Annotated in this window: 18 protein-coding genes; 5 read left to right on the plus strand and 13 right to left on the minus strand. The window is 66.0% G+C overall.

The window, feature by feature from the left end:
* The coding region (locus IC66_RS0140045; RefSeq protein WP_038951232.1) for a flagellin N-terminal helical domain-containing protein at positions 1–467 on the minus strand (467 nt) is incomplete at its 3' end.
* Between the two features lie 322 nt (positions 468–789).
* Between IC66_RS0140045 and flbT the strand changes: the two genes are divergently transcribed.
* Positions 790–1,227: a flagellar biosynthesis repressor FlbT gene (gene flbT / locus IC66_RS0140050; protein ID WP_028144338.1), complete on the plus strand. Its 438-nt coding sequence runs from the start codon at positions 790–792 to the stop codon at positions 1,225–1,227.
* A 96-nt stretch (positions 1,228–1,323) separates the two neighbouring features.
* Here the strand turns inward: flbT and IC66_RS0140055 are convergent, their stop codons facing one another.
* The 9 genes from IC66_RS0140055 to IC66_RS0140095 form a co-directional block, all read right to left on the minus strand.
* Complete coding sequence (locus IC66_RS0140055) at positions 1,324–2,823, minus strand: pyridoxal phosphate-dependent decarboxylase family protein (RefSeq protein WP_038951233.1); 1,500 nt, start codon at positions 2,821–2,823, stop codon at positions 1,324–1,326.
* Positions 2,820–4,073, minus strand: a complete 1,254-nt coding sequence (locus IC66_RS0140060; protein ID WP_038951234.1) for an ATP-grasp domain-containing protein — start codon at positions 4,071–4,073, stop codon at positions 2,820–2,822. The genes IC66_RS0140055 and IC66_RS0140060 overlap by 4 nt, the downstream gene beginning before the upstream one ends.
* A gap of 1 nt (position 4,074) precedes the next feature.
* Positions 4,075–5,724 (minus strand): hypothetical protein, encoded by a 1,650-nt coding sequence (locus tag IC66_RS0140065; protein ID WP_038951235.1) that lies wholly within the window; start codon positions 5,722–5,724, stop codon positions 4,075–4,077.
* Positions 5,714–6,496 carry a hypothetical protein gene (locus tag IC66_RS0140070; RefSeq protein ID WP_028144334.1) on the minus strand — a complete coding sequence of 261 codons (783 nt, stop codon included), beginning with the start codon at positions 6,494–6,496 and terminating at the stop codon, positions 5,714–5,716. Before IC66_RS0140070 ends, IC66_RS0140065 begins: the two co-directional genes overlap by 11 nt.
* Before the next feature lie 71 nt (positions 6,497–6,567).
* Complete coding sequence (locus IC66_RS0140075; protein WP_028144333.1) at positions 6,568–8,448, minus strand: flagellar protein; 1,881 nt, start codon at positions 8,446–8,448, stop codon at positions 6,568–6,570.
* A 21-nt stretch (positions 8,449–8,469) separates the two neighbouring features.
* Positions 8,470–10,353 (minus strand): flagellar hook-associated protein FlgK, encoded by a 1,884-nt coding sequence (gene flgK, locus IC66_RS0140080; protein WP_028144332.1) that lies wholly within the window; start codon positions 10,351–10,353, stop codon positions 8,470–8,472.
* 34 nt (positions 10,354–10,387) lie between these two features.
* Positions 10,388–12,643: a flagellar hook-basal body complex protein gene (locus IC66_RS0140085; protein WP_028144331.1), complete on the minus strand. Its 2,256-nt coding sequence runs from the start codon at positions 12,641–12,643 to the stop codon at positions 10,388–10,390.
* A gap of 309 nt (positions 12,644–12,952) precedes the next feature.
* Complete coding sequence (gene msrB / locus IC66_RS0140090) at positions 12,953–13,465, minus strand: peptide-methionine (R)-S-oxide reductase MsrB (protein WP_028144330.1); 513 nt, start codon at positions 13,463–13,465, stop codon at positions 12,953–12,955.
* An 87-nt stretch (positions 13,466–13,552) separates the two neighbouring features.
* Complete coding sequence (locus IC66_RS0140095) at positions 13,553–15,022, minus strand: NAD(P)/FAD-dependent oxidoreductase (RefSeq protein WP_038951236.1); 1,470 nt, start codon at positions 15,020–15,022, stop codon at positions 13,553–13,555.
* 91 nt (positions 15,023–15,113) lie between these two features.
* Here IC66_RS0140095 and IC66_RS0140100 point away from each other — a divergent pair, with 91 nt between their 5' ends.
* The gene (locus tag IC66_RS0140100) at positions 15,114–15,650 is read left to right on the plus strand and encodes a SixA phosphatase family protein (protein WP_038951238.1); all 537 of its coding nucleotides are present in this window, start codon (positions 15,114–15,116) and stop codon (positions 15,648–15,650) included.
* A gap of 47 nt (positions 15,651–15,697) precedes the next feature.
* Positions 15,698–16,123, plus strand: a complete 426-nt coding sequence (locus IC66_RS0140105; RefSeq protein WP_038951239.1) for a universal stress protein — start codon at positions 15,698–15,700, stop codon at positions 16,121–16,123.
* A gap of 974 nt (positions 16,124–17,097) precedes the next feature.
* On the opposite strand, the gene IC66_RS0140110 is transcribed toward IC66_RS0140105, so the two are convergent.
* Positions 17,098–17,334, minus strand: a complete 237-nt coding sequence (locus tag IC66_RS0140110; protein ID WP_026201826.1) for a DUF1127 domain-containing protein — start codon at positions 17,332–17,334, stop codon at positions 17,098–17,100.
* Between the two features lie 186 nt (positions 17,335–17,520).
* Here IC66_RS0140110 and IC66_RS0140115 point away from each other — a divergent pair, with 186 nt between their 5' ends.
* Positions 17,521–18,864 (plus strand): aminotransferase-like domain-containing protein, encoded by a 1,344-nt coding sequence (locus IC66_RS0140115; protein WP_038951240.1) that lies wholly within the window; start codon positions 17,521–17,523, stop codon positions 18,862–18,864.
* Positions 18,865–18,878: 14 nt separating this feature from the next.
* Here the strand turns inward: IC66_RS0140115 and IC66_RS0140120 are convergent, their stop codons facing one another.
* The gene (locus tag IC66_RS0140120; RefSeq protein WP_038951242.1) at positions 18,879–19,478 is read right to left on the minus strand and encodes a YdcF family protein; all 600 of its coding nucleotides are present in this window, start codon (positions 19,476–19,478) and stop codon (positions 18,879–18,881) included.
* Between the two features lie 62 nt (positions 19,479–19,540).
* Positions 19,541–20,128, minus strand: coding sequence for a hypothetical protein (locus IC66_RS0140125; RefSeq protein ID WP_028144326.1), 588 nt, complete (start codon positions 20,126–20,128; stop codon positions 19,541–19,543).
* A 66-nt stretch (positions 20,129–20,194) separates the two neighbouring features.
* On the opposite strand from IC66_RS0140125, the gene IC66_RS0140130 reads away from it, so the two are divergent.
* Complete coding sequence (locus IC66_RS0140130) at positions 20,195–20,629, plus strand: hypothetical protein (RefSeq protein WP_028144325.1); 435 nt, start codon at positions 20,195–20,197, stop codon at positions 20,627–20,629.
* The last annotated feature ends 152 nt before the right edge of the window (positions 20,630–20,781 follow it).

The following is a 20,781-nucleotide window of genomic DNA, read 5'->3' on the forward strand; positions in this document are numbered from 1 at the left end:
AGGGTCGTGGTGCCGCTCGCCGCCGTGGTGCCGCCGGCCGCGCCGCTAAACACAACGTTGCTGCTTGCGGTCGCGCTGGCGAAGCTCGTCGTGCCGCGCAGGTCGGCCGCCGTCGCACCGGCGATGGTGGCGGAGACGTTCGACTTGGTGGAGTAGCCGACCGTGGTCTGCAGCGCCTGGTTGGCGATCGACTTCGCAGAGTCGATCAGCTTCTGCAGCGAGGTGATGCCGGTGTTGGCAGCCTGCAGCACCTGCACGCCGTTGGCGATGCCATCGAGCAGATTGTTGATGTCGCTGGCGCGGTTGTCGAGCGACTGGGCGGTGAAGAAGTTGGTGGGATTGTCCAGGGCCGAATTGACACTCTTGCCGGTCGACAGACGGTTCTGCGTGGTGGCGAGAAGATCAGCAGTGGACTGGAGGGAGAGGAGGTTCTGGCGAACCGACGCGGAGAGGACGATGCCTGACATAACTCTGTTACCTTTCTGGTAAACGACGCAACTGTTACTCGTCTGCTTGGATCGAGAGTGACCCAGCGACCGGCGGACCGTGGCGCCGAGACCTCTAACGAAACATGAAATGAAATCCGTGCCTTTGCCGGGTTTCGCGTGATTCGGCCGGGGACGCCGCGCAAGATCGCCGCGCAGCCGCAAGGGTACGAGCTTGAAAATATTGCGGTTTCCCGCGTGAACGGCGGGAATTTACAGGTCGTTAACTAATTCCGAGCGAGAATCACGTCTTAATAGGCCGCAACGAGCGCTCGGTTACGAAAGCGTTGATGGAGAACAGGCAATGGCCCTCAAGGTCGAGCTCAGACCGCACGAACGCATCATCGTCGGCAACTGCGTGATTACCAACACGGACCAGCGCGCGCGCCTCCTGATCGACGGCGACAACGTGCCGATCCTGCGCGAGCGCGACATCCTCACGCCGGAGACCGCGGATTCGCCGGCGAAGCTCGTCTATCTGGCGGTCCAGCTCATGTACATCTCGCCGGATCCGCAGAGCCAGCACGGCACCTATTTCAACCTGGTGCGCGACATCGTCACCGCGGTGCCGAGCGCCTGGCCGATCATCGAGGGCATCAACAACAACATCCTGAACGGCGACCTCTACCGGGCGCTGAAGGATGCCCGCAAGCTGATCGCCTATGAAGAGAAGCTGCGGAGCCAATTCGAGGCCACCCACCCCCAGACGGAAGCGGCCAAGGACGTGAGCTCCGCCGCCTGACCGCGCGCGGCCGCGCCACGCGAACGACCCAGTCCGCAAACGACAACGGCCCCGGATCGTCTCCGGGGCCGTTGTCGTTTCAGCCATGCACCAGTGCTATTGCGCCGCGAGCGGCGGTGCCTCGACCTCGATCATCCCGTCGCCGCACCGCCGGCCGCCGAACTCCAGCACAGCCGCGACCAGCGCATCGATGTCCGCCTCCTCGGTGCGGTGATTGACGATCGCGGCGCGGATCGCAAACCTGCCGCCCAGCGTCGTGCTCGAGGGAGCTGCTATTCCGGACTCCTGGATGTCGGCGACAATCTCGCGATTGACCGCATCATCGGCACGATAGCGGAAGCAGACGATGTTGAGGTTGACCGGCGCCAGCAATTCCAGCCGCGGTTCAGCCATTACGCGGGCCTCCAGATATTTCGCCAGCGCGCAGCTTCTCGTGATCGTCGCACCCAGCCGATCGGTGCCGAATGTCTTCAGCGTGAACCACGTCTTCAGCGCACGGAAGCCGCGCGAAAGATCGGGGCCGAGATCGCAGGGCCAGACCGCGCCCGCCGCAAGCCCCCTCGCCTCGCGGCGCAGATAGGCCGCGGGCTGCGCGAAGGCCTGCCGATGCAGCTCGCCGTCGCGCACCAGCAGGAAGCCAGCGTCGTAGGGCACCTGCCCCCATTTGTGAAAGTCGAGTGCAATGGAATCTGCGAGCTCGATGCCGCCGAGCAGCGGCGCGAGCTCGGGCGAGAAGATCGCAAGCGCGCCGAATGCGCCATCGACGTGAAACCAGATTCCCTCCTCGCGGCACAGCTCCGCGATCGCCTCGAGGTCGTCGATCGCGCCGATATCGACGGTGCCGGCAGAGGCAACGACGAGGAACGGCTTGAAACCGACCTCGCGATCGATTGTGATCTGCGCGCGCAGCGCGGCTACGTCGATGCGATGATCGGCCTCGACGCCGATCTTGCGCAGCGCGTCGGTGCCGAGCCCGGCGATGTCCATCGCCCTGGAGACGCAGCCATGCGCGGCCTGCGACGTATAGGCCGTGAGCACCGCGCCGTCATTGCCGATGCCGTATTGCCGCGCCAGCGTGCCGAGCGCAGCGTTACGCGCCACCAGCACCGCCATCAGATTGGCCATCGACGTGCCCGTGACGAAGATGCCGCTCGCACTGTCCGGAAAGGCGAACAGGCGACGCATCCATTCGACGATCTGACGCTCGACCTCGATCGGCATGTGGTCGCGTCCGCCGAGATTGGCGTTGAGGCCGGCTGCGAGCATGTCCGCGATCATGCCGACCGCGGTGCCGCCGCCATGCACCCAGCCCATGAAGCCGGGATGGACGTTGCCGGTCGCATAGGGCGCGACGTGATCGGCGAATTCGCGGTAGACCTCGGCGAGGTCGCTCGCCTCGCGCGGCACGTCGGCCTTGAAGGCCGCGCGGGTCGCATCGGGAATCGGCTGCCAGACCGGACGCGCCCGAACGTTGGCGACGCCGTCGATCGCATCGTCGAGCATGCGATGGGCGAGCGCGCGAAATTCGCTCCAGTTCTGCGGGTCGAGCGAGGCGTGCGCGACGGAGCTTTGCGCGTTGCGGATGATCTCGTTCATGCTGCACTCCCCTCGCCGGCTCCTGCATGCCGCGACAGCATCGCCGAGAACGCCGCAAAGATCTTTCGCATCTGTGGCGGCTTGTAGGGAAACACGACCGGCGAATCCATGTTGTGCACGACGGCGGTGTTGTCGGCCTCGAACACCAGGAGCTCGCCGTCCTGGTTCTCGGCGCAATCGACGATGAAATAATCGAGGCCGACACGCCTGCTCATCTCGTCGAGCGCGCGTCCGTGGCGCGCGGCGAAGGCGTGATCGAAGTCGCGCATGAAGATCGCTTCTTCTGCCCGCTTCTCCTCGCTGAACGCCATGTAGGCGTTGAGATACCAGATGTCCCAGCGGTCGGCGATCGCCATGTGGCAGGCGTAGGGTTTGCCGTCGACCATCGCGAGACGATATTTGCGGTAGAGCCCGTCGGGATTCACATAGTCGACGAAGCGCGCGACGAAGAAATCCTGCTCATCACGCTCGGCAAGGTAGGCTGCGAGCGCGGCCGCATCGTGGAGCTTCGCGAGTCCGACGCCGGCATGCGATCCGCGCGGCCGCGCGATCATCGGAAAGCGCAGTTCGGCCGCGATGTCCCGGCAGGCGATCTGCCCTCGCGAAAGCTCGGACAATTGCGCGCGCGTCGCGTGGATGGTCGCGGGAATGTCGAGACCCGGCACGCCGGCCAGCAGCCGATGCAGCTTGTCGCGATCGAGATTGCCGATGCGATCGGGACGATTGAGCAGCGGCCGCGGCCAGTGCGGCGCGGCCTTCTCGATCGAGGCGAGCGCATCTCGGCACTCCTCGGAATCGGAGGCGACCACGATGGCGACGTCATGCTCCGGCAAATTCTCCGGCAGACCGACGCCCTTGACCACGTAGAGCGTCAACAGCTCGATGTCGGAGTCTTCGAGCAGAAAATCGATCGGCGTGTTGCCGCCCATGTCGATGTCGGCTGCCAGCGCGAGCACGCGCAAGCCCGGCTTCGGAGCAGCGCCCGGCGTGCGAAACAATTGGTGGAAGCTCAGTACCTCCGACTGGATCGCAAGCCCCTGATCCTTGTCGCCGAGTAGCTGGGTGATCAACGACAGATCCAGCCCTTCGCCCGCCAGTGCGGTCCCCGCCGCGATCCGCGCCAGCAGCTGGTCGCGCAACGGATGCAGGTCGACGCCTTCGAAGGCCTGGCGCGTCAGCTGCGCAAAGCCGATGCGATCGGCGTAGTTCGCCGCCGTCATGCGAAGCGGCGCGGAAACCGGATGCTGCATCTCACACCTCGAACGCGGAGTTTACCGGCACGGCCGCAACCGCGCCACGGTCGAGCAGCAGCTCGATCTTTACCAGGACATGGGCGATGCGATCGAGAATCTGCTGCACGTTGCGTTGCGCCTGCGCCATGTCCGGCGACCAGGCCTCGGTCACGAGCCGTGCGCCGACGCAGAGGCGCAGTACGGCCTGCGGTGCCTCGCCCTGCCGCTCCAGCCGGACCGGCTGGCCGATCAGGCAGCGCTGCACGGCGACCTGCCGGTCCGCCGCACTGCCGCCGATCGCCTCGTTCATGTCACGCGCCAGCGCCCGATGAACGGCCGCGGTCTCGGCGATCGAGACCGGCTTGCCGTCGCGCAGCAGGATGAACGGAAAGATCGTGGTTTGTGCAAATTCCTCATCATCCACGCCGGCGGTCCCGATCGCGGATGGGACGGCGCGAAGCGAAGGCGACAGCGCGATCATGCTGTCGATGCCGGCGGCGAGCTCGGCGAGCATCTCGGCGCGGAAAGCCCCTGATACGGAGTAGTAGCGGCCGATCTCGGCCAGCGCCGCTTCCCAGCGCAGCCATTGACCGAAATTCGGACGGCGTTCGAAGCGCGAACGCAGCGCCGTCCAGGCCACCGGCCAATCGCAACGGCCGGCATAGTCGAAGATACCAGGCGCAAACCCCTCGACCCGGTCGAGCGACCGCGAAAGGCCCTTCGGCACCAGCACCGCGCCGCTGAAGGCGGGCCCACCGAAGAATTTCGAGCCTGTCATCAGCACCATATAGCCGCGGTCGAGATAAGAGCGCAGCCGGCGGCGGCCGAGCCGGGCCTGGCAGGCGTCAACGACGATCTGGACCTTGCGCGGCCAGCGGCGCGCCATCTCGTCGAGACAGGCCGCGCTCGGTGCGCGCCAGCCGAGCTTCGATGCGTCCATGATGTGGAGCAGCACGGGCGCGCCTTGCGCGATCGTGGCCTCGATCGCATGCAGCACCGCGGCATCCGCGTCCGCGCGCATCGCAATCCCCGGCGCGGTCCCGAGCAGCGGCAATGCGAGACTGGCGCCGGCGAGCCCCGCAACCGCACCGTCCTTGCGAACCGCGAGGCCGCTCGCCGTCATGGAGCTGAAATGGTGCCCGCGGGCGGTGTGGATCGTCCCGCTTCCGGTCTGGTCGGCGCCGACCACGATCGTCACCGGCGGCGCGCCGAGCACCGCGCGCGCCAGGAACAGGGCGTGGAGCTGGGAGTCGGTGCCGGAGGGCGAGAACACGACGTCGACGCGCGGCGAGAGCTGGAGATGGCCGCGCAGCTCGTCCCGCATGTCCTCGCAGCGCGCATCGAAGGCGACCTCGACCTCGTCGAACAGGCACTTGTGCATCAGCTCTTCGCGCGCCAGCGCGGCACGGTCGTAGGCCATTTGCGAGATCGTCGATGCGGTCGAGGAGGCGAAATTCCAGATCTCCGGCTCCGGCGAAGCCGCGCAGCCATAGCCGTTGACGCGATCGCTGGCGTCGAGCGCCAGCCGCGGATCACCGCCGGAGACGAGCAGCGTGTCCAGTGGCGTGAAGAGATCGCGCAGGCGATAACGCGAGCCGCCGTCGGGGGCGCGCTCCTGACCTGACAGACGGGATGCGCCGGCGCTCATCCCGGAAGGCTCACGCCGCATCGGCCGCCGCCGCGGGCGCCGGCGCGAATTGCGAGGCGATGTCGCCGTGGAATACCGACGGCCCGACGTGATCGAGCGAGCTCTGGATATCGGCCCAGATCTCGCCGCCGATATCGGTCCAGCGCTTGCAGAAGGCGAAGTCCTCGGAAAGATACGTGCCGGTCGCCGGATCGATCATGCATTCGAACAGCGCGAAACGGTTCTGGCTCGCCGCCAGCGTATCGTGCGAATGCTCGCGGAAGAACTGCAAGGCCGCATAGTCCGGATGGCGGCACATCGCCTCCAGCGCCTGGCGCCGGATCATCAGGAAGCCGGTGCCCGCATAACGCACCCGGGTGAAGCCGTTGACCACGACGATGCGATCGGGGTCCTCGATCTCGAGCACGTAATCGAGCGAGGCGGCCGGCACGTCGGTGCGGCCGGCGTCAATCGCACGCTTTGCCTTATCCCAATTGACCCGCTTGATCGGATAGCAGCCGGCGACGACGTCCGCGCCGCATTCGATCAGCCTGAACACCTGCTCCGGCTTGAAGCCGATATCGGCATCGATGAACAGGAAATGCGTCGCCCTGGGATCGTCCAGGAACATCGCGACCAGATTGGCCCGCGCGCGGGTGATCAGCGCATCGCCGTCGCGCAGCAGCACCTTGAGCTCGAGATTGGACATGCCGTGCACGGCCCGCTGCAGCGCGAAGATCGAGCTCGCATAGATGCTCGACACCTGCCCGCCGAAGCACGGCGTTGCCACTACCAATTGCATCCTGTCCGACATCGGCAGCTCCGCCCCGCTCCAATCCTCACCAAGAGGTAAAGAGGCATGGTTAACGGCGCCTTAACGCATCCTTACAGGAACTTGACGAGCGACAGCTGCGCGAGGTTCGAGGTCACCTGGTAGGACGCCTGGAGCGCGTTCTGCAGCGCCAGCAGCTGGCTCGCGACCTCGTCCGGCGAGGCCGATTCCGCCTGGTCGATGATGGTCTGGAGCTGCGCCTTGGCCTGGGTCTGGCGCGTGCTCGCGTCCTTCATCGTGTTCTGGGCCATCGCGATGTCGGTCTGGATGTCCTCGATGCGCTGCTGGCCGGGCTGCTGGGTCAGCGCCTGGGTGGTGCGCAGGCTCAGCGCGGCGACCTGCCCGCCCGAATACTGCCCGGTCGGCGAGGTCGAGAAGGTCCCGAACACCGCGATTGCCTGCAGCTGCCGGCGGATCGCGTCCTCGTTCGCCTGGGCGCCGTACTGCACCGTGACGGAATCGTCGACCCGCGCCATCGCGGTGGAGCGCGCCGGGCCGGGCCCGTCATTGCCGGTGTACCACTTCACGGTGTTGGCCGAGCCGTTGACCAGCGTCGTCGCCGAGCTCGCGGGCGAGGAGCCGACGCGCAGCGGCGGCTGCGTCGCGGTCACCGGCGTCGCGCTGAAACCGAGCGAACCGAGCGCGCCGGTATTCGAGCTCGTGATGTTCAGGCTCGCCGCATCGTCCGTGTTGATCGTGATCGAACCGCCATGGATTGTCGACGGCTTCGACGTCCCCGTGATCGCGTCGATCTTGCTCATCAGCGTCTGGACGCTGTCGCCGACGTTGAGCTGGTTGCCGGTCGCGCCCGAGGCCACGAAGGTCAGCGTGGTGCCGTTGACGGTGATGGTGTCGCCGGCGACGAAACCCGGCGAGATCGAGTCCGTGGGGCTCGCACCGGACAGCGCCGTCGCTCCGCTGATCGGTACGAGTGGGCCCGCCTGGCTGGTCTTGGGCGTGCCGATCGCAGAGCTGGCGGTGTTGAAGAAATTGTCGCCCGCCGTGACCGCGGATGCCGCCACCAGCGAGGTGCCCGCGAGCTTCTTGATCGCGGTGTTCAGCGCCGTGTTGAGATTCGTCGCGGTGTTGGCCGGGTTGACGGGGGTGCTTGCGTCGATCGCGAAGCTGCCCACCGGGGTCGGCGTAGCCGTCGAGGCGGTCAGGTCGATCTGCTCGGTCGAGCCGTCCGGCAAGGTGAACTGAACGCTGAGCTTGTCGCCGTTGTTCGGATTGAGGCCGTTGAGATTGACCGAGAACGACACCGGCGAGCCGCTCGGACCGGTGATGGTGGCGCCCGTCAGTGTCGAGGAGACCGCCGCGACCTTCAGACCGAACGGCGAACCGGCAACGTCCTCGGACACCTGTATCGCGCCCGACGGCAGCGTCGACTGCACCAGACGACCCATCCCGTCGCCGAGGTCGGCGGCCTGGCGCTCCGCCATCACGGTCTTGAACCCCGCCTGCGTCGTGGTGCCGTTGATGATGTCGCCGGCATCCGCGACCGACTGCGTGCTGACGGCGGTCCCCGAGAACAGATAGCGGTTGCCCGTCTGCGTGTTGAGCACGCCGACCATCGAGCCGAACTGGGCGGCGGCGGTGTTCTGCGCGATGGTCTGGCCGTTGACGTTGAGATCCTGCGCGGTGTTGGCCGCGCCCGTCTGCACCGTGCTGCGGATCTTGGTCAGCGACTGCAGCGCGGTGTTGGCGAGGTTGATGCTGACATTGACGTTGGTGATCGTGTCGGTATAGGCGGCGATGTTGGAGAGCTGCGCGCGCCCGGCGATCGCAAAGCCCTCGTTGGTGCCCATCCCGGAATAGTTCTGCGACAGCTTGCCGGTCGAGAGCTGCGTCGACAGGTCGGTGAGCTGCTGATTGATGTTGCGGATCTGCGAGCCGAGAATCGACGAAGAGTAGTTGATGCTGCTGATCGACATGTTTCAGAGCCCTGTTACTTGTTACACTTGAGCCTGGAGCAACGTATTCATCATGCTCTGCACCACCGACATGACGTGGGCGTTGGCGGCATAGGCATTCTGCAGCTGGATCAGGTTCGACATCTCCGAGTCCAGATTGACCTTGGAGGTCGAGTCGAACTTGGCCTGGAGCGTCGAGACCACGACGCTCTGGCCCTGCTGGAGCTGGGTGGCCTGGGTCGCGGAATTGGCCTGGACGCTCAGGAACTGCTGCAGATAATTCGAAACGCTGCCGGTGAAGGGCTGGCTCGCCGAGCCGAGACCGCTCGTTGGCGAATAGGAGAACACCGCCGAGGTGAGCTGCGAGTAGAGATAGTCCGAACGCGCGGTGTCACCCGAAGGCGTCACCGGCGAGGTGTTGTACACCGACATCCTGGTCGGGTCGTTGACCAGCTGCGTGTTCACGGCGATGCGTCCGGCAAGGCCGGTCATCTGCGAGCCCGAGGCGGTGATCGCGCCGGTGTAGAGCGCCTGTCCGCCGTCGGTGAACAGCGGCAGTTGTGGATTGCCCGAGGTCAGCGACGAGATCGTCTTGGTGATCGAGGACGAACTGACCTTGGCAAGGCCGCTGTTGTCGTCCGTGATCCGCAGCGTCGTGGCGCTCGCCGGCGGCAGCGCGGCGGAGAACGTCAAATGCGAGGTGGGGAGCGCCGTGTTGAGCGCCGAAGCGATCGCGCCCATGCCGCCGGAGAAGTTCACGCCGATCTGCATCGGATTGGCGTTGGTGGCGTTCTGCAGCGGCAGCGCCGCCGGATCGGTGACGTTGACAAGGGTGACCTGGCGCTTCGTGTTGGTCGCCGTATCGGTGTAGGTGAAGGTGGCGGTGTTGCCCGGCAGCGCCCCGGCAAGGTCGATGTCGAAGCCGGCCGGCGGGCCCGACACCGTGGTGCCGGCGGTGGTCTTGTCCGACAGCGCGCTCGACATCGTGGCAGCGAGCTGGTCGATCTGGTTCTGCGCCTGCACCAGCGTCTCGTCGCGCAGCTTCAGATCGGCTGCGATCTGGCCCGAGGAGACCACGTTGTTGGCGACCACGTCGACCTTCGAGCCGTTCGGCAGCACGATGTTGAGCGCGCCGACGCCGGACTTGGCCGGATCGATGTTGTAGAGCGAGGTCGCCGACAGCGCGCCGGCGGAAGCAAAGGTGAATTGCGAGGCGAGCCCGGCGCCGACGAGCTGGATGCCCGTCGTGGTGTAGATGTTGGCCTGGTTCGAACCGTCGGTGGTGACGCGGACGTCGACATATTTCGACAGCGTGTTGATGGCCTGGTCGCGCTGGTCCATCAGCGTCGCGGCCGAGGGATCGTTGGCCGACAGGCCCTGCAGCTTGGTGTTGATGTCGGCGATCTGCTGCATGGCGACGTTGGCCGCTTGCGCCGAGTTGCCGAGATCCTGCTCGACATTGGAGCGCAGCGACTGGATGCCCTTGGTGGTGACGTTGAGCTGCGTGGCCAGCGCCTGCGCCGCACCGAGCGCCACGGTTTGCGCCGATGAGGCGCCCGAGCTGGTCGACAGCGCCTGCAGCGCCGTGGTGAACTTGTTCAGCGCGGTTTCGAGCGTGCCGCTGTTGCCCGGCGTGCCATAGACATTCTGAAGCTGCTTCAGGATGTTGGCCATCTGATCGGCGTAGCCGCTGCCGCCGGTCTCGGTGCGCAGCTGGTTCAGCACATAGGTGTCGAGCTCCCGGCTGACGCCGGTCGTCATCGCCGTCGAGCCGAAATCGCCGGTGGTGACCTCGATCTGGTTCGGGGTCTGGACGACGTAACCCGGCGTCTGCGCATTGGCGACGTTCGAGGAAACGATCGAGAGCGCGGCCTGGTTGGCACGCAGACCGCTCATCGCACTGGCGAGGGCTGAACTCAAACCCATGTTACTTGCCGCCTTTGGTTACGTTACGCGCCGATCAGCGCAACACGTTCAAGAGGTCCTGCACCATCGAATTCGCAGTCGTGATCACCTTGGTGTTGGCCGAATAGGCCTGCTGGGTCACGATCAGCTTGGTGAATTCGTCGGCGATGTCGGTGTTGGATCCCTCCAGCGACGAGCCGCTAATGGTGCCCGAAGCGCCGTCGATCGCGTCACCCGACTGCTCGGTCGCGGCATAGGCACCGCCGTCCATCGCCTTCAGATAATTGGTGCCGTTGAAGTGCGACAGCTGAACCTGAGCGAGGTTGAGGTTCTGGCCGTTGGAGAAGGTGCCGACCACGATGCCGTTGTTGTTGACGGCGACCGAGCGAAGCTGACCGGCGGCATAGCCATTCTGCGTGATGGTGTTGATGGTCACCGCGCCGCTGGTGCTGGCATATTGCGTCAGTCCGCCCGAGGAGATGTTGAAGGCGACCGAGCCGAGCGACTGACCGCTGACGCTGACATTGTTGATGGTGATGCCCGAGCCGCTCGGCGAGGTCAGCGAGCCGTCGCTGGCAAAGGTGAACGTCTGGCCGGTATTGACCCAGCCGACGGTCGTGCCGGTGGCGTTCGGATCGGTCTGGTAGAACAGGTTCCAGCTATCCGAATGACCCGCGCCCAGCGAGGCGCTGTCGGTCTTGGCCCAACGCAATTGCAGGTTCACCGGCGTGCCGGCGGCGTTGTAGGCGGTCACCGCGCCGCCGCTGATCGATTCCTTGGTGAAGGTCGCGATGTCGTTGCCGATCACGCCACCGGTGCCGGCGGTGCCGCCGCCGTCGCGGTTCTTGGTGATGGTCGAGGTGAAGCCGAGCGCCGAGAAGGCAGCGCTGTTGGAGCTGGACACCGAGAGGTTGGAGACGGTGCCGGTGTTCAGCGTGATGACGCCGCCGCTGCTGACCGACGATCCCGAGGCGCCGGAGAGCGCGTCGATCTTGCCGAGCAGAGTCGTGACATTGTCGGTGGTGAGGATCTGAGCGGCGCTGGGAACCGTAGGCGGCGAGACGAAAGTCAGTGTCTGGCCGTTGACGGTGATGGTATCGCCGGCGGCGAAGCCGGACGAGAGCACCTGGGCGCCACCGGCGGTCGCGCTGCCGCTCAGCACCGTTGCACCCGAGATCGCGGGCGAGGACAGCACGTTGCCGCCGCGGGTTACGCTGCTGATGCCGAGCGCGGTGGCGGCCGTACCGCTGCCGACCGCCACGTCGGTGCCGGTGCCGCTGGAGATCACGATGTTGCCGCTGGCGGAGAGCGAGGCCGTGACGCCGGCGCCGCCCGCAGTCTGGATCCCGTTCAGGATGTCCGCGACCGTCGCCGTGGTGCCCGCGCCGAGACCGATCGTGGTGTTGTTGCCGACGGTCGAGACCGTCGTGCCGCCGTTGAACGTGATGGTGTTGCCATTGATGGTCAGCGTCTGGCCGCTCAAGGCGGTGAGGATGCTGGAGGCGAGATGCGTGCCGACCGCGTTATCGAGCGATGTGGTGGTCGAGGCCACCGCCGACGAATTGTTCTGGAGTGCGACCGTGCCCGTGCCCGTCGTCGACGAGTAGGCCGAACGGACGTTGCCGGTTGCAGCCGCGCCGGACACCAATGCGTTGGCATAGGGCGCGGGAGGTGTGCCGACCGGCAGCGGGTTGGCTGCGAAATCGGACGGGTTCAGCCCGCCGGCCGCCAGCAGCGTGCCGCTCGACGCGGTCGTTTTCGCCACCGTGTTCGGCTGGGTCGGCAGGTTCGCAGCGTACTGGATCGAGGTGGTCGCCTGCGCCGGAATGAAGTTGTTCTGGAATTGCAGCACGTTTGCCACGCTGCCGGTCGGGTTACCGGTCTTCGGATCGACCGTGACGCCCATCAGGTAATAACCGGCGCCGTTGACCAGATTACCGTTGGCATTGAGCTGGAAGTCGCCGCGCCGCGTGTAATAGGTGACGCCGGTGAAGACCGGCACGTTGTCGACGACGCCGCTCGCCTTCTGGATCGAGAAGAAGCCGTCGCCGGTGATCGCCATGTTGGTGGCGACGGTGGAGCCCGAGATCGTGCCCTGCGTGGTGATGGTGGCCTTGGCGTTGGCCGTCACGCCGCCCGCGACCTGCTTGCTCGGGACCGAGGAGTCGGGGATGAGATCGACGAAGCTGGTGCCGATGCCCTTGTAACCGGTGGTGGATGAGTTCGCGATGTTGCCGGAGATGTTCTGCAGCGCGTAGGACTGCGCCTGCAGGCCACCCACCGAGGTGTTCATTGCATCGAAGATACCCATAACTTTGTCTCCAAATCCGATCTCGGCGGCGGGTCGACATGGCCGCAGTCGGAGGAGACAGTCGCAAGGGCTATGCCAATGCGGGTATCTTCAGAAAAACAATGACTTAACAAAAAAGCCCCAGCCTGATGACCGGGGCACATTTGCCGGGACCGGCAACAATTGCCGGGACACATCGTCGCTCCGGAGCGAGCGTCAGCATCGAATTCTGGTGCGCAATTGCGTACCTGAGAACCTCGAGATTCTCAGGTGCGCAAGCGCGCACCATAGCTCGGTCCTACGGACCGCCCCGGAATGACAAGGTAAACTCTACGTCGCTGACGCCGCCGCGGGGTGGAAAACCAGCCCGAAACCGTCGATGCAATAGCGCAATCCGGTCGGCTTCGGACCGTCGTCGAAGACGTGGCCGAGATGGCCGCCGCAGCGCCGGCAATGCACCTCTGTGCGAACCATGCCGTAGGCCCGGTCTTCGGTCTTGCCGACATTGCCCTCGATCGGCTGGTAGAAGCTCGGCCAGCCCGTACCGCTCTCGAACTTGGTCTCGGACGCGAACAGCGGCAGGTCGCAGCCGGCGCAGGCGAAGGTCCCCTTGCGGTGCTCCTTCAAGAGCGGACTGGAGCCGGGCCGCTCGGTGCCGTGGTTGCGCAGAATCTCATATTGCTGCGGCGTGAGCTGGGCGCGCCATTCAGCCTCCGTCTTCGTGATCTCGAACTTTTCCGCGGCTTTCTCGCCAGCCTCGGCGGGCGTTGCTCTCAGCCAGCGGAAGGCCCCAAGGCCGAACAGGCCGGCGGCAGTCGTCAACAGGATGCGGCGGTCAAACATCTCATTCTCCGTGCGCGGGCAATCCACGCCCTGAGATACGGGCTTCTGTCGGCCGAAGTTACACGTCCGGGCGGATTTTCTCTCAACTTATTGGGAGGCGGCGCCATCATGCGAGGCCGGTTCCACGGCATGCTCTGCCTCCCGAACCGCGCGTTTCGGGGGCGGGGCCGGTCGCGGCCTGACGGCGGGCGGCGGGCGGCGCGGACCGGTGCCGGCGGCCCGATTGGCTTCGGCAAGGCGCGCCTCGCGCTCCCTGTCCTTGACCCTGGCGCGTTCGCGGTAGCGGGCGAGCGAGCCCGCGGCGGCGGAACTCGCCCTGCCCCAGATCCCGACCAGCTGGCCCGCGACCCGCCCCGTGGCGCCGCCCGCCCAGACCAGCTCGAACGGCGAGAACAGCTTCCAGCGCTCATCGCCCCACAGGATGCTGCGCGCGATCATCTGCCCGGCCATGGCGGAGGTGTTCATGCCCTGGCGGCCGAACCCGCTCGCCACCCATAGACCTTTGCGCAACTGGCCGATCTGCGGCATGCCGTGCACGGTCTGGCCGGTGGCGCCGCCGAACATATCAGTGACCTCGACATTGCCGAGCTCCGGAAAGATCGTGCGGATCCGCCGCCTGACGCTGCCTGCAAAGCGCTGCGGACGCGCGGCCCAGGTGGTCTCCGGGCTCTCCCACATCAGCCGGTCGCCGTCGACGATGCGGAAATGGTCGACGCCGTCGGAATCCATCACCGCTCCCTTGAAGGCGATGATCTCGTGCACGCGCTCGCCGAGCGGCGCGGTGATGCCGGCATAGCGCCAGACCGGCAGCAGCGTCTCCGACAGGCGCCGCAAGGGTGCGCCGAGATGGATGTTGCCGGCAAGCACGATGTGGGTCGCGCGCATACGCGCCGACGGCGTGACGATGCGTTTGCGGATGCCGGAATGATCGATGCTGACGACCGGCGTGTCCTCGAAGATGCGGGCGCCTGCCCGCCGCGCCAGCGCCGCAAGGCCGTGCACATATTTGCGGCCGTCGACCTGGAACGCTTTGGGATAATACACGCCGTGGAAATAGCGATCGGTCCTGAGCACCTCGCGGACGCGATCGACCTGCCAGCCTTCGACCTCGGTATCGAAATCCTCGTTCAGCATCTGCAACCGGCTGATCAGACGGTCGCCGGCGTCGACGTTGGAGACCTCGAGCACGCCGTTGCTCGGGGCGATCCCCGGCATGTTCTCTTCCGTGGCGTTGGCGCGGACGAACTCGGCCCCCTCCTTGGACAGCGTCCACAATTCACGCGCGTCCTCGAAGCCGATGCGCTCGATCAGGTCGGTGAGCGGCAGCGCAAAGCCCGGCATCACGGTGCCGAGCTGGTTGCCGGAGGCGTTCCAGCCGATATGACGGCCCTCGAGCACCGCGACACTGGCCCCGAGCCGGGCCGCCTCCAGCGCGATGGAGAGCCCGGCAAGCCCGGCACCGATGACGCAGATGTCGGCGTCGAGATCGAACGACAGCCGCACACGGTCGCGAAAGCCGGCTTCTTCCTGGGACACGCTTGTGAAAGTCTCGCTCATGCCGTTTTCTTAGAGGACTGAGCGGGCGCTTGTCACCTTGTCCTCACCCGCGTCTGTACATTATCAGCGACCGTAACGATTCGAGAATGCCATGCGCCGTTTGATGCTGCTGCGTCACGCCAAGACCGAGACTGACGCGCCGAGCGGCCGTGACCAGGACCGGCGGCTCGACGATCGCGGCCACAAGGATGCCGCCCGGATCGGCGACTGGATCGCCACCCATCCGCCCTTCCCCGAGACCGTGCTGGTGTCGCACGCCGTCCGGGCCCGGCAGACCTGGGACGTCGCCTGGGAGGCGATGAAGGACCGCGTCCCGACGCCGCAGGTCGAGATCCTGCCGGAGCTCTACGGCGCCGATCCTGCGCAGATCCTGGAGTCCATTCGCACCGCAACCGCCCCGGCCGACCCGAAGCAATTGCTGCTGGTCGCCCATAATCCCGGCATGCACGAGGCTGCCTTGATGCTGATGGGTGGCGGCGATCCTGATGGCGCCAGGGCGCTCGCTGACAATCTGCCCACCGCGGGGCTTGCGATCTTCGACTTTGACGTCAAGGATTGGGGTGACGTGGCCTACCGCCGCGGCAAGCTGGTGCGGTTCACCAGCCCCAAGCTGCTTCGATCTGGGTGATCGCGACGGCCGGCAAAACGTGCTGACTGGAAGATTTGGAGGCGCAGATGTTCAAGTCCATCCTCGTGCCCATCGACCTCGCCGACACCGACCTCGCCAAGCCGGCGATCGCGACCGCGGCAACGCTGTCGCAGACCTGGAGCGGCCAGGTGCGCCTGCTCAACGTGTTGCCGATGACGCCGGTGATGCTGGCCGAATACGTGCCGGCCGATTTCGACGAGCAGCAGCGCCAGACCTCGGAAGAAGCCCTCGCCATCGTCGCACGCGAATCCGGCATCGAGCCGAGCCGCATCTCCAGCGTGGTGCGCCAGGGCGGCATCTACCACGAGATCCTGGAGGAAGCCGTGCACATGAAGGCCGATCTGATCGTGATGACCTCGCACCGGCCGGCAATGCGCACCTATTTCCTGGGCTCCAATGCCGGGCACGTCGTGCGCTACGCAAAGTGCTCGGTGCTGGTGGTGAGGCACTAGGCTCTGACCTATTCCCGTCATTGCGAGTGTGACGATGCAGGTGTGCGCCGGAAACTCCGCTCTCGTGCCCCGGACGCAGCGCAGCACGAAGTGATGCGCTGCAGAGCCGGGGCCCATGCATTAGGGAATGCCGTGGCCTCCTAGGTCGCGCCTCTGCGCAGCAACGCGAAGGGCGTTGCAGCGCGTCCGGGACACGAGAGCTACCAGACCTTGCGTTGCCCGACGGGCAAAACACCCAAGGTATCGGTCAACGCATGGCGGCGAAAATATTCCACTTTACCGAAATTCGGAAATGACGTATGTGTCGCGGCAACCCGGCCCAAGGAAGAGGGGCGTATCGCGATCGTCACGAACGCGGGCCGGACGGCGGTGGACGTGGGTCACATCGGCGCGAAGGGTTTTGCAGGGCGGAGAGCCGTGAGCAGAACCGTCGCGCACACGACCGGTGTGATCGGCGTACGGCAAAACCGTGTGGTCCTGACGCCCGGGGTCTGTGCGTCAAGTCTTGTGGTGATGGGTATCGTCCAACCGGACGCGCTCGTCAGCCATCCGCAAGGCGACGGGGGCAATAGTGCAACGCTCCCCGGGGAGAGCACGACATAAGCCGTAAAGCCACTGCGCAGGGAAGGCCGGGATGTCCTGGCTACACCTGTATGCCGCTGTGCAGATTTCCTTACTGCAACATCGCACAGTGGACCGCGGGTGCCAGCCGGCTCCCGGCCTTCCCTGCGCCCTCTTTCAATTATGAGGGTGAAGAGATGAAGCAAAGCTCGGGCGAGCTGCGCCGCGAGGATGACGAACCATGTCTATCGTTGAACAAAGGTCTCGTGCCCCGGACGCAGCGCAGCGCCTCTTCGGCGGTGCGCTGCAGAGCCGGGGCCCATGTGGCAGCACGCGTTGTGGCCCTCTGGGTCCCGGCTCTGCGCAGCAACGCTTACGCGTTGCAGCGCGTCCGGGACACGAGAGAGTTCGCCTCACAGATACCGCGTCAGTTCGGCCTTGACCTGCCCGTAGACGGCGTCCTCGATCTGGCTGCGCGTGATCCCGATGTCGCGCAGGGCGCGGTCGTCGAGCTCGTTCAATGTCTTCACCGCCGAGCGGCGCTCGAGGCGGTTGAACAGCGCATAGGCGCCCTGGGCGAGCGTTGCAAAAAATCCGCCCGTTGAGGATGGGCGTAAACTCCGCCCGGCAGTTTGCGAGATCGTGGTCATGTTTCTTCTCCGGCCTGTTGTCCCGCGCGGCGAAGCAGGTGCCGTTGGCGCCGACGCCGTCAGCGCCTGCACCTCATTTGCCGTCGGATTGCTCTCGCTCTCCTCGGCTCAATCGTGGAACTTGATGGAACTTAAATGCTCCAGTACACTGCTCGGAGCAAGTAAAACATTGCTCTCGGTGCAATAATGTCCAAGTTCGAGTACGTGAAGCTTGCCGATGCCATTGCCTCGGATATCTCTAACGGCACGTTAAGGCCCGGCGATCGGCTGCCGCCGCAGCGCAATTTTGCCTATGACCGCGGCATCGCGGTCTCGACCGCGAGCCGGGTTTATACGGAGCTGCTCCGTCGCGGCCTCGTCGTCGGCGAGGTCGGCCGCGGCACTTTCATCTCCGGCGACATCAGGCGCGAGGTCGAAGCATTGAGCGAGCCGCGCGATGCGCGGATCGATTTCGAGGTCAATTATCCGCTATTGCCGCAGCAATGGGCGATGATCGCCAAGAGCCTTGCGGGGCTCGAGCGCGTCGACGCGCTCGAATCCGCGCTGCGCGTCTCGACCAGCACCGGCACCAAGAGCGCGCGCAACGCGGCCGCCGCCTATCTCGCGCGCAAGGACTTCGCGCCGCAGGCCGAGCAGATTGTCTTCACCGCCAACGGCAAGCAATCGCTCGCCGCCGCGCTCGCGGCGCTCGTCCCCACCGGCGGCCGCTGCGGCGTCGAAGCGCTGACCTACCCTTACGTCAAGAGCATCGCGGCGCGGCTCGGCATCACGCTGGTCCCGATTCCCATGGACGAATTCGGCGCACGTCCCGATGCGATCCAGAAAGCGCATCGCGAGGCGCATCTGTCGGCGCTGTATCTGCAGCCCATCATTCAGAACCCGCTCGGCGTCACCATGAACGCGACGCGGCGCGCCGACATCATGCGCGTCGCCGAAAAGCTCGACCTCACCATCATCGAGGACACCGTCTACGGCTTCCTCGCCGACGACACGCCGCTCGCCGCGCTCGGCCCGGACCGCTGCATCGTGATCGACAGCCTGTCCAAGAAGGTCGCGCCGGGCCTTGCGCTCGGCATCCTCGTGGCGCCGCCTCACCTGCGCGAGAGCGTGATGAGCGCGGTGCGCACCGGCGGCTGGATCGCCTCCGGCCATGCGCTGGCTGCCGGGCAGCGGCTGATGGCCGACGGCACCGTCGCCGAGCTGACGCGGCTGAAGCGAATCGACGCCGCGCGGCGGCAGCAGACCGCCGCAAGGCTGCTGGCCGGCTACCAGCACGCGGCCGATCCGCGCTCCTATCATCTCTGGCTGACGCTGCCGCCGCACTGGCGCTCGCAGACCTTCGTCGGAGCAGCAGCGAGGCGCGGCATCGCGCTGACGCCCTCCTCCACCTTCGCGATCGCCCATGGCCATGCACCGAATGCGGTGCGCCTCGCCCTCGCGCCGCCCACCTTCGAGCAGCTCGATTCCGGCCTGCGCACGATCGTCTCGCTGCTCGGCACCAAGGAAGAGGATTTCGACTCCACGGAGTAGCTCGCGGAGGCCTCTCAGGCCTCCGGCCACTCCGCAATAAAGCCCTTCGCCCTGTACAGCTCGATCTTGTCCCATTCGTGCAGCATGCGGCGGCAAAATTCGGCGTCGGTGTGCCAGAGCGCGCGCGGCGTCGCAAAGCTGTCGACGGTGAGCAGCATCTTCGTCACCTCCGGCCAGTGCCGGTGCAGCGTCATCGGATAGCGCCGCGCGGTCCAGGTGTTGCCGAGGCAGATCACGCTGCGGATGTTTGCAAGGCTCAGCGCCGCATCGATGATCGGCAGCGAGAAGATCACGTTCTCGCCGGTGTTCATCGCGCGATGCTCCTCGAGGATCCGGTCCGCCGGAATGCCCGCCGCAATCATCGCAGCCTTGATGACCGTGCACTCGGATTGCTCCGAGCCCGGCGTCACACCGCCGCTGACAATCGACCAGCGGAAATAGCCCTCGCGCCACAGCCGCGCGGCGGTGTCTGCGCGCAAGCCGACGTCCTCGCGGGTGCCGAACATGAACAGCAGGTCGGCCGGCCGGAGCGGCGTCTCGATCAGATGGGTGCGGTTGATTCCCGCGATCTCGTCTGCCGTCGGCAGACGCGTGCTGCGGTCCATGACTGACATGGCGGCACGATGCGGCATCGGCGCGGTTGCGCGAAGTCACGTTTGATTGCGGCCGATTGCACCTAGGGCAGCAGGGCCTTCGGCACCTGATCGAAGCTGTATCTCTGCGGCTGGTTGCGCCGGACGAAGCCGCCGACCTGCCAGGCGAACAGCGCGGCAAAGCCGAGGATGAACAGCGCGCCGGCGAACTCGCCGCTCACGAGGGCGCGGATCAACAGGCCCGCCATCGCCACCGTCAGCACCGCCAGGAACGCCAGCACCGCCGCATAGGCCGTGCGGCCGAGCCCCGCCGTCAGCACCGCGCGGCTGCCCGCCTTCGCCATCCGGGCGTGCAGCGCGAGGATGAACGCGCGAAAGCCGTTGTCCTGCGGCGCCATCAGTGCCGCGGTCTGCCAGCTCGTCGACAGGATCGCGATGCGGCGGCCGCTGCTGTGAGTGACATCGGCGCGAAAGCGGTGCTGTTGCATCGACACCGGGCGGAACGACAGCCGGATCGCGCTGATCTCGTCATAAGGCCACAACGAGGTGCGGCCGCCGATGTGCCAGGACAGCCCCTGCTCCGTCAGCTCGAAGCGATGCGCCGAGCCGATCAGCGACGCCTTATAGGCATAGCTCGTGACTGACGTGACCTCGGCTTCCAAGACCTGCATCTCGATTCATCAATCCCGCCCGCGATCCGCTTGCGCGATCGCCCTCGCCCATCCTACAAGCGAGGCATGGCTGAGACGACCTTTTTTCCGCGCCGCCTGATTCTCGGCGCCGCCGTGATATCGGGCGTGCTGCTCGCGCTCGCGGTGCACATGCTGGGCGCGCGCTATGGGCTCGACCTCGGCGGTCTCTGGCGCTCCGACACGCACGAGTTCATACCCGCGGGCGCGGCGATCGCGTGGTGGCTGATCGCGACGGTCGGCTTCTCCGGCGGCTATTTCACGGCGACATTGATGCAGAGCGCCGCCGACGGCCAGATCCCGCAACGGATGCGGCAGTTCCTGATCGCGGTCGGCGTGCTGCTGCTCGCCGGTGCGGGCCAGGTGGCCTCGGCGCCGAGTCCGGTCCCGACCGTCTCGGGCGTGCTGGCCGGGCTCGCCGCGCTGTGCCTCGGCGCCGTCATGGCATTCTGCGGCGCCCATTTCGCCCTGCGCCGCGGCTAGAGCATGATCCGGAAAAGTGCGAAGCGGTTTTCCGAATAGATCATGCTCAAACAATAGGGTCCTCAAGCCGATGCAAGCAGCCGCGGGCGACCCAGCATGATCGTCACGTCGGAGGCGGGCCGCGGCTTGCTGAACAGATAGCCCTGCGCCTG

This window comes from Bradyrhizobium genomosp. III (assembly GCF_000261705.1).
Lineage (GTDB): Bacteria > Pseudomonadota > Alphaproteobacteria > Rhizobiales > Xanthobacteraceae > Bradyrhizobium > Bradyrhizobium ottawaense.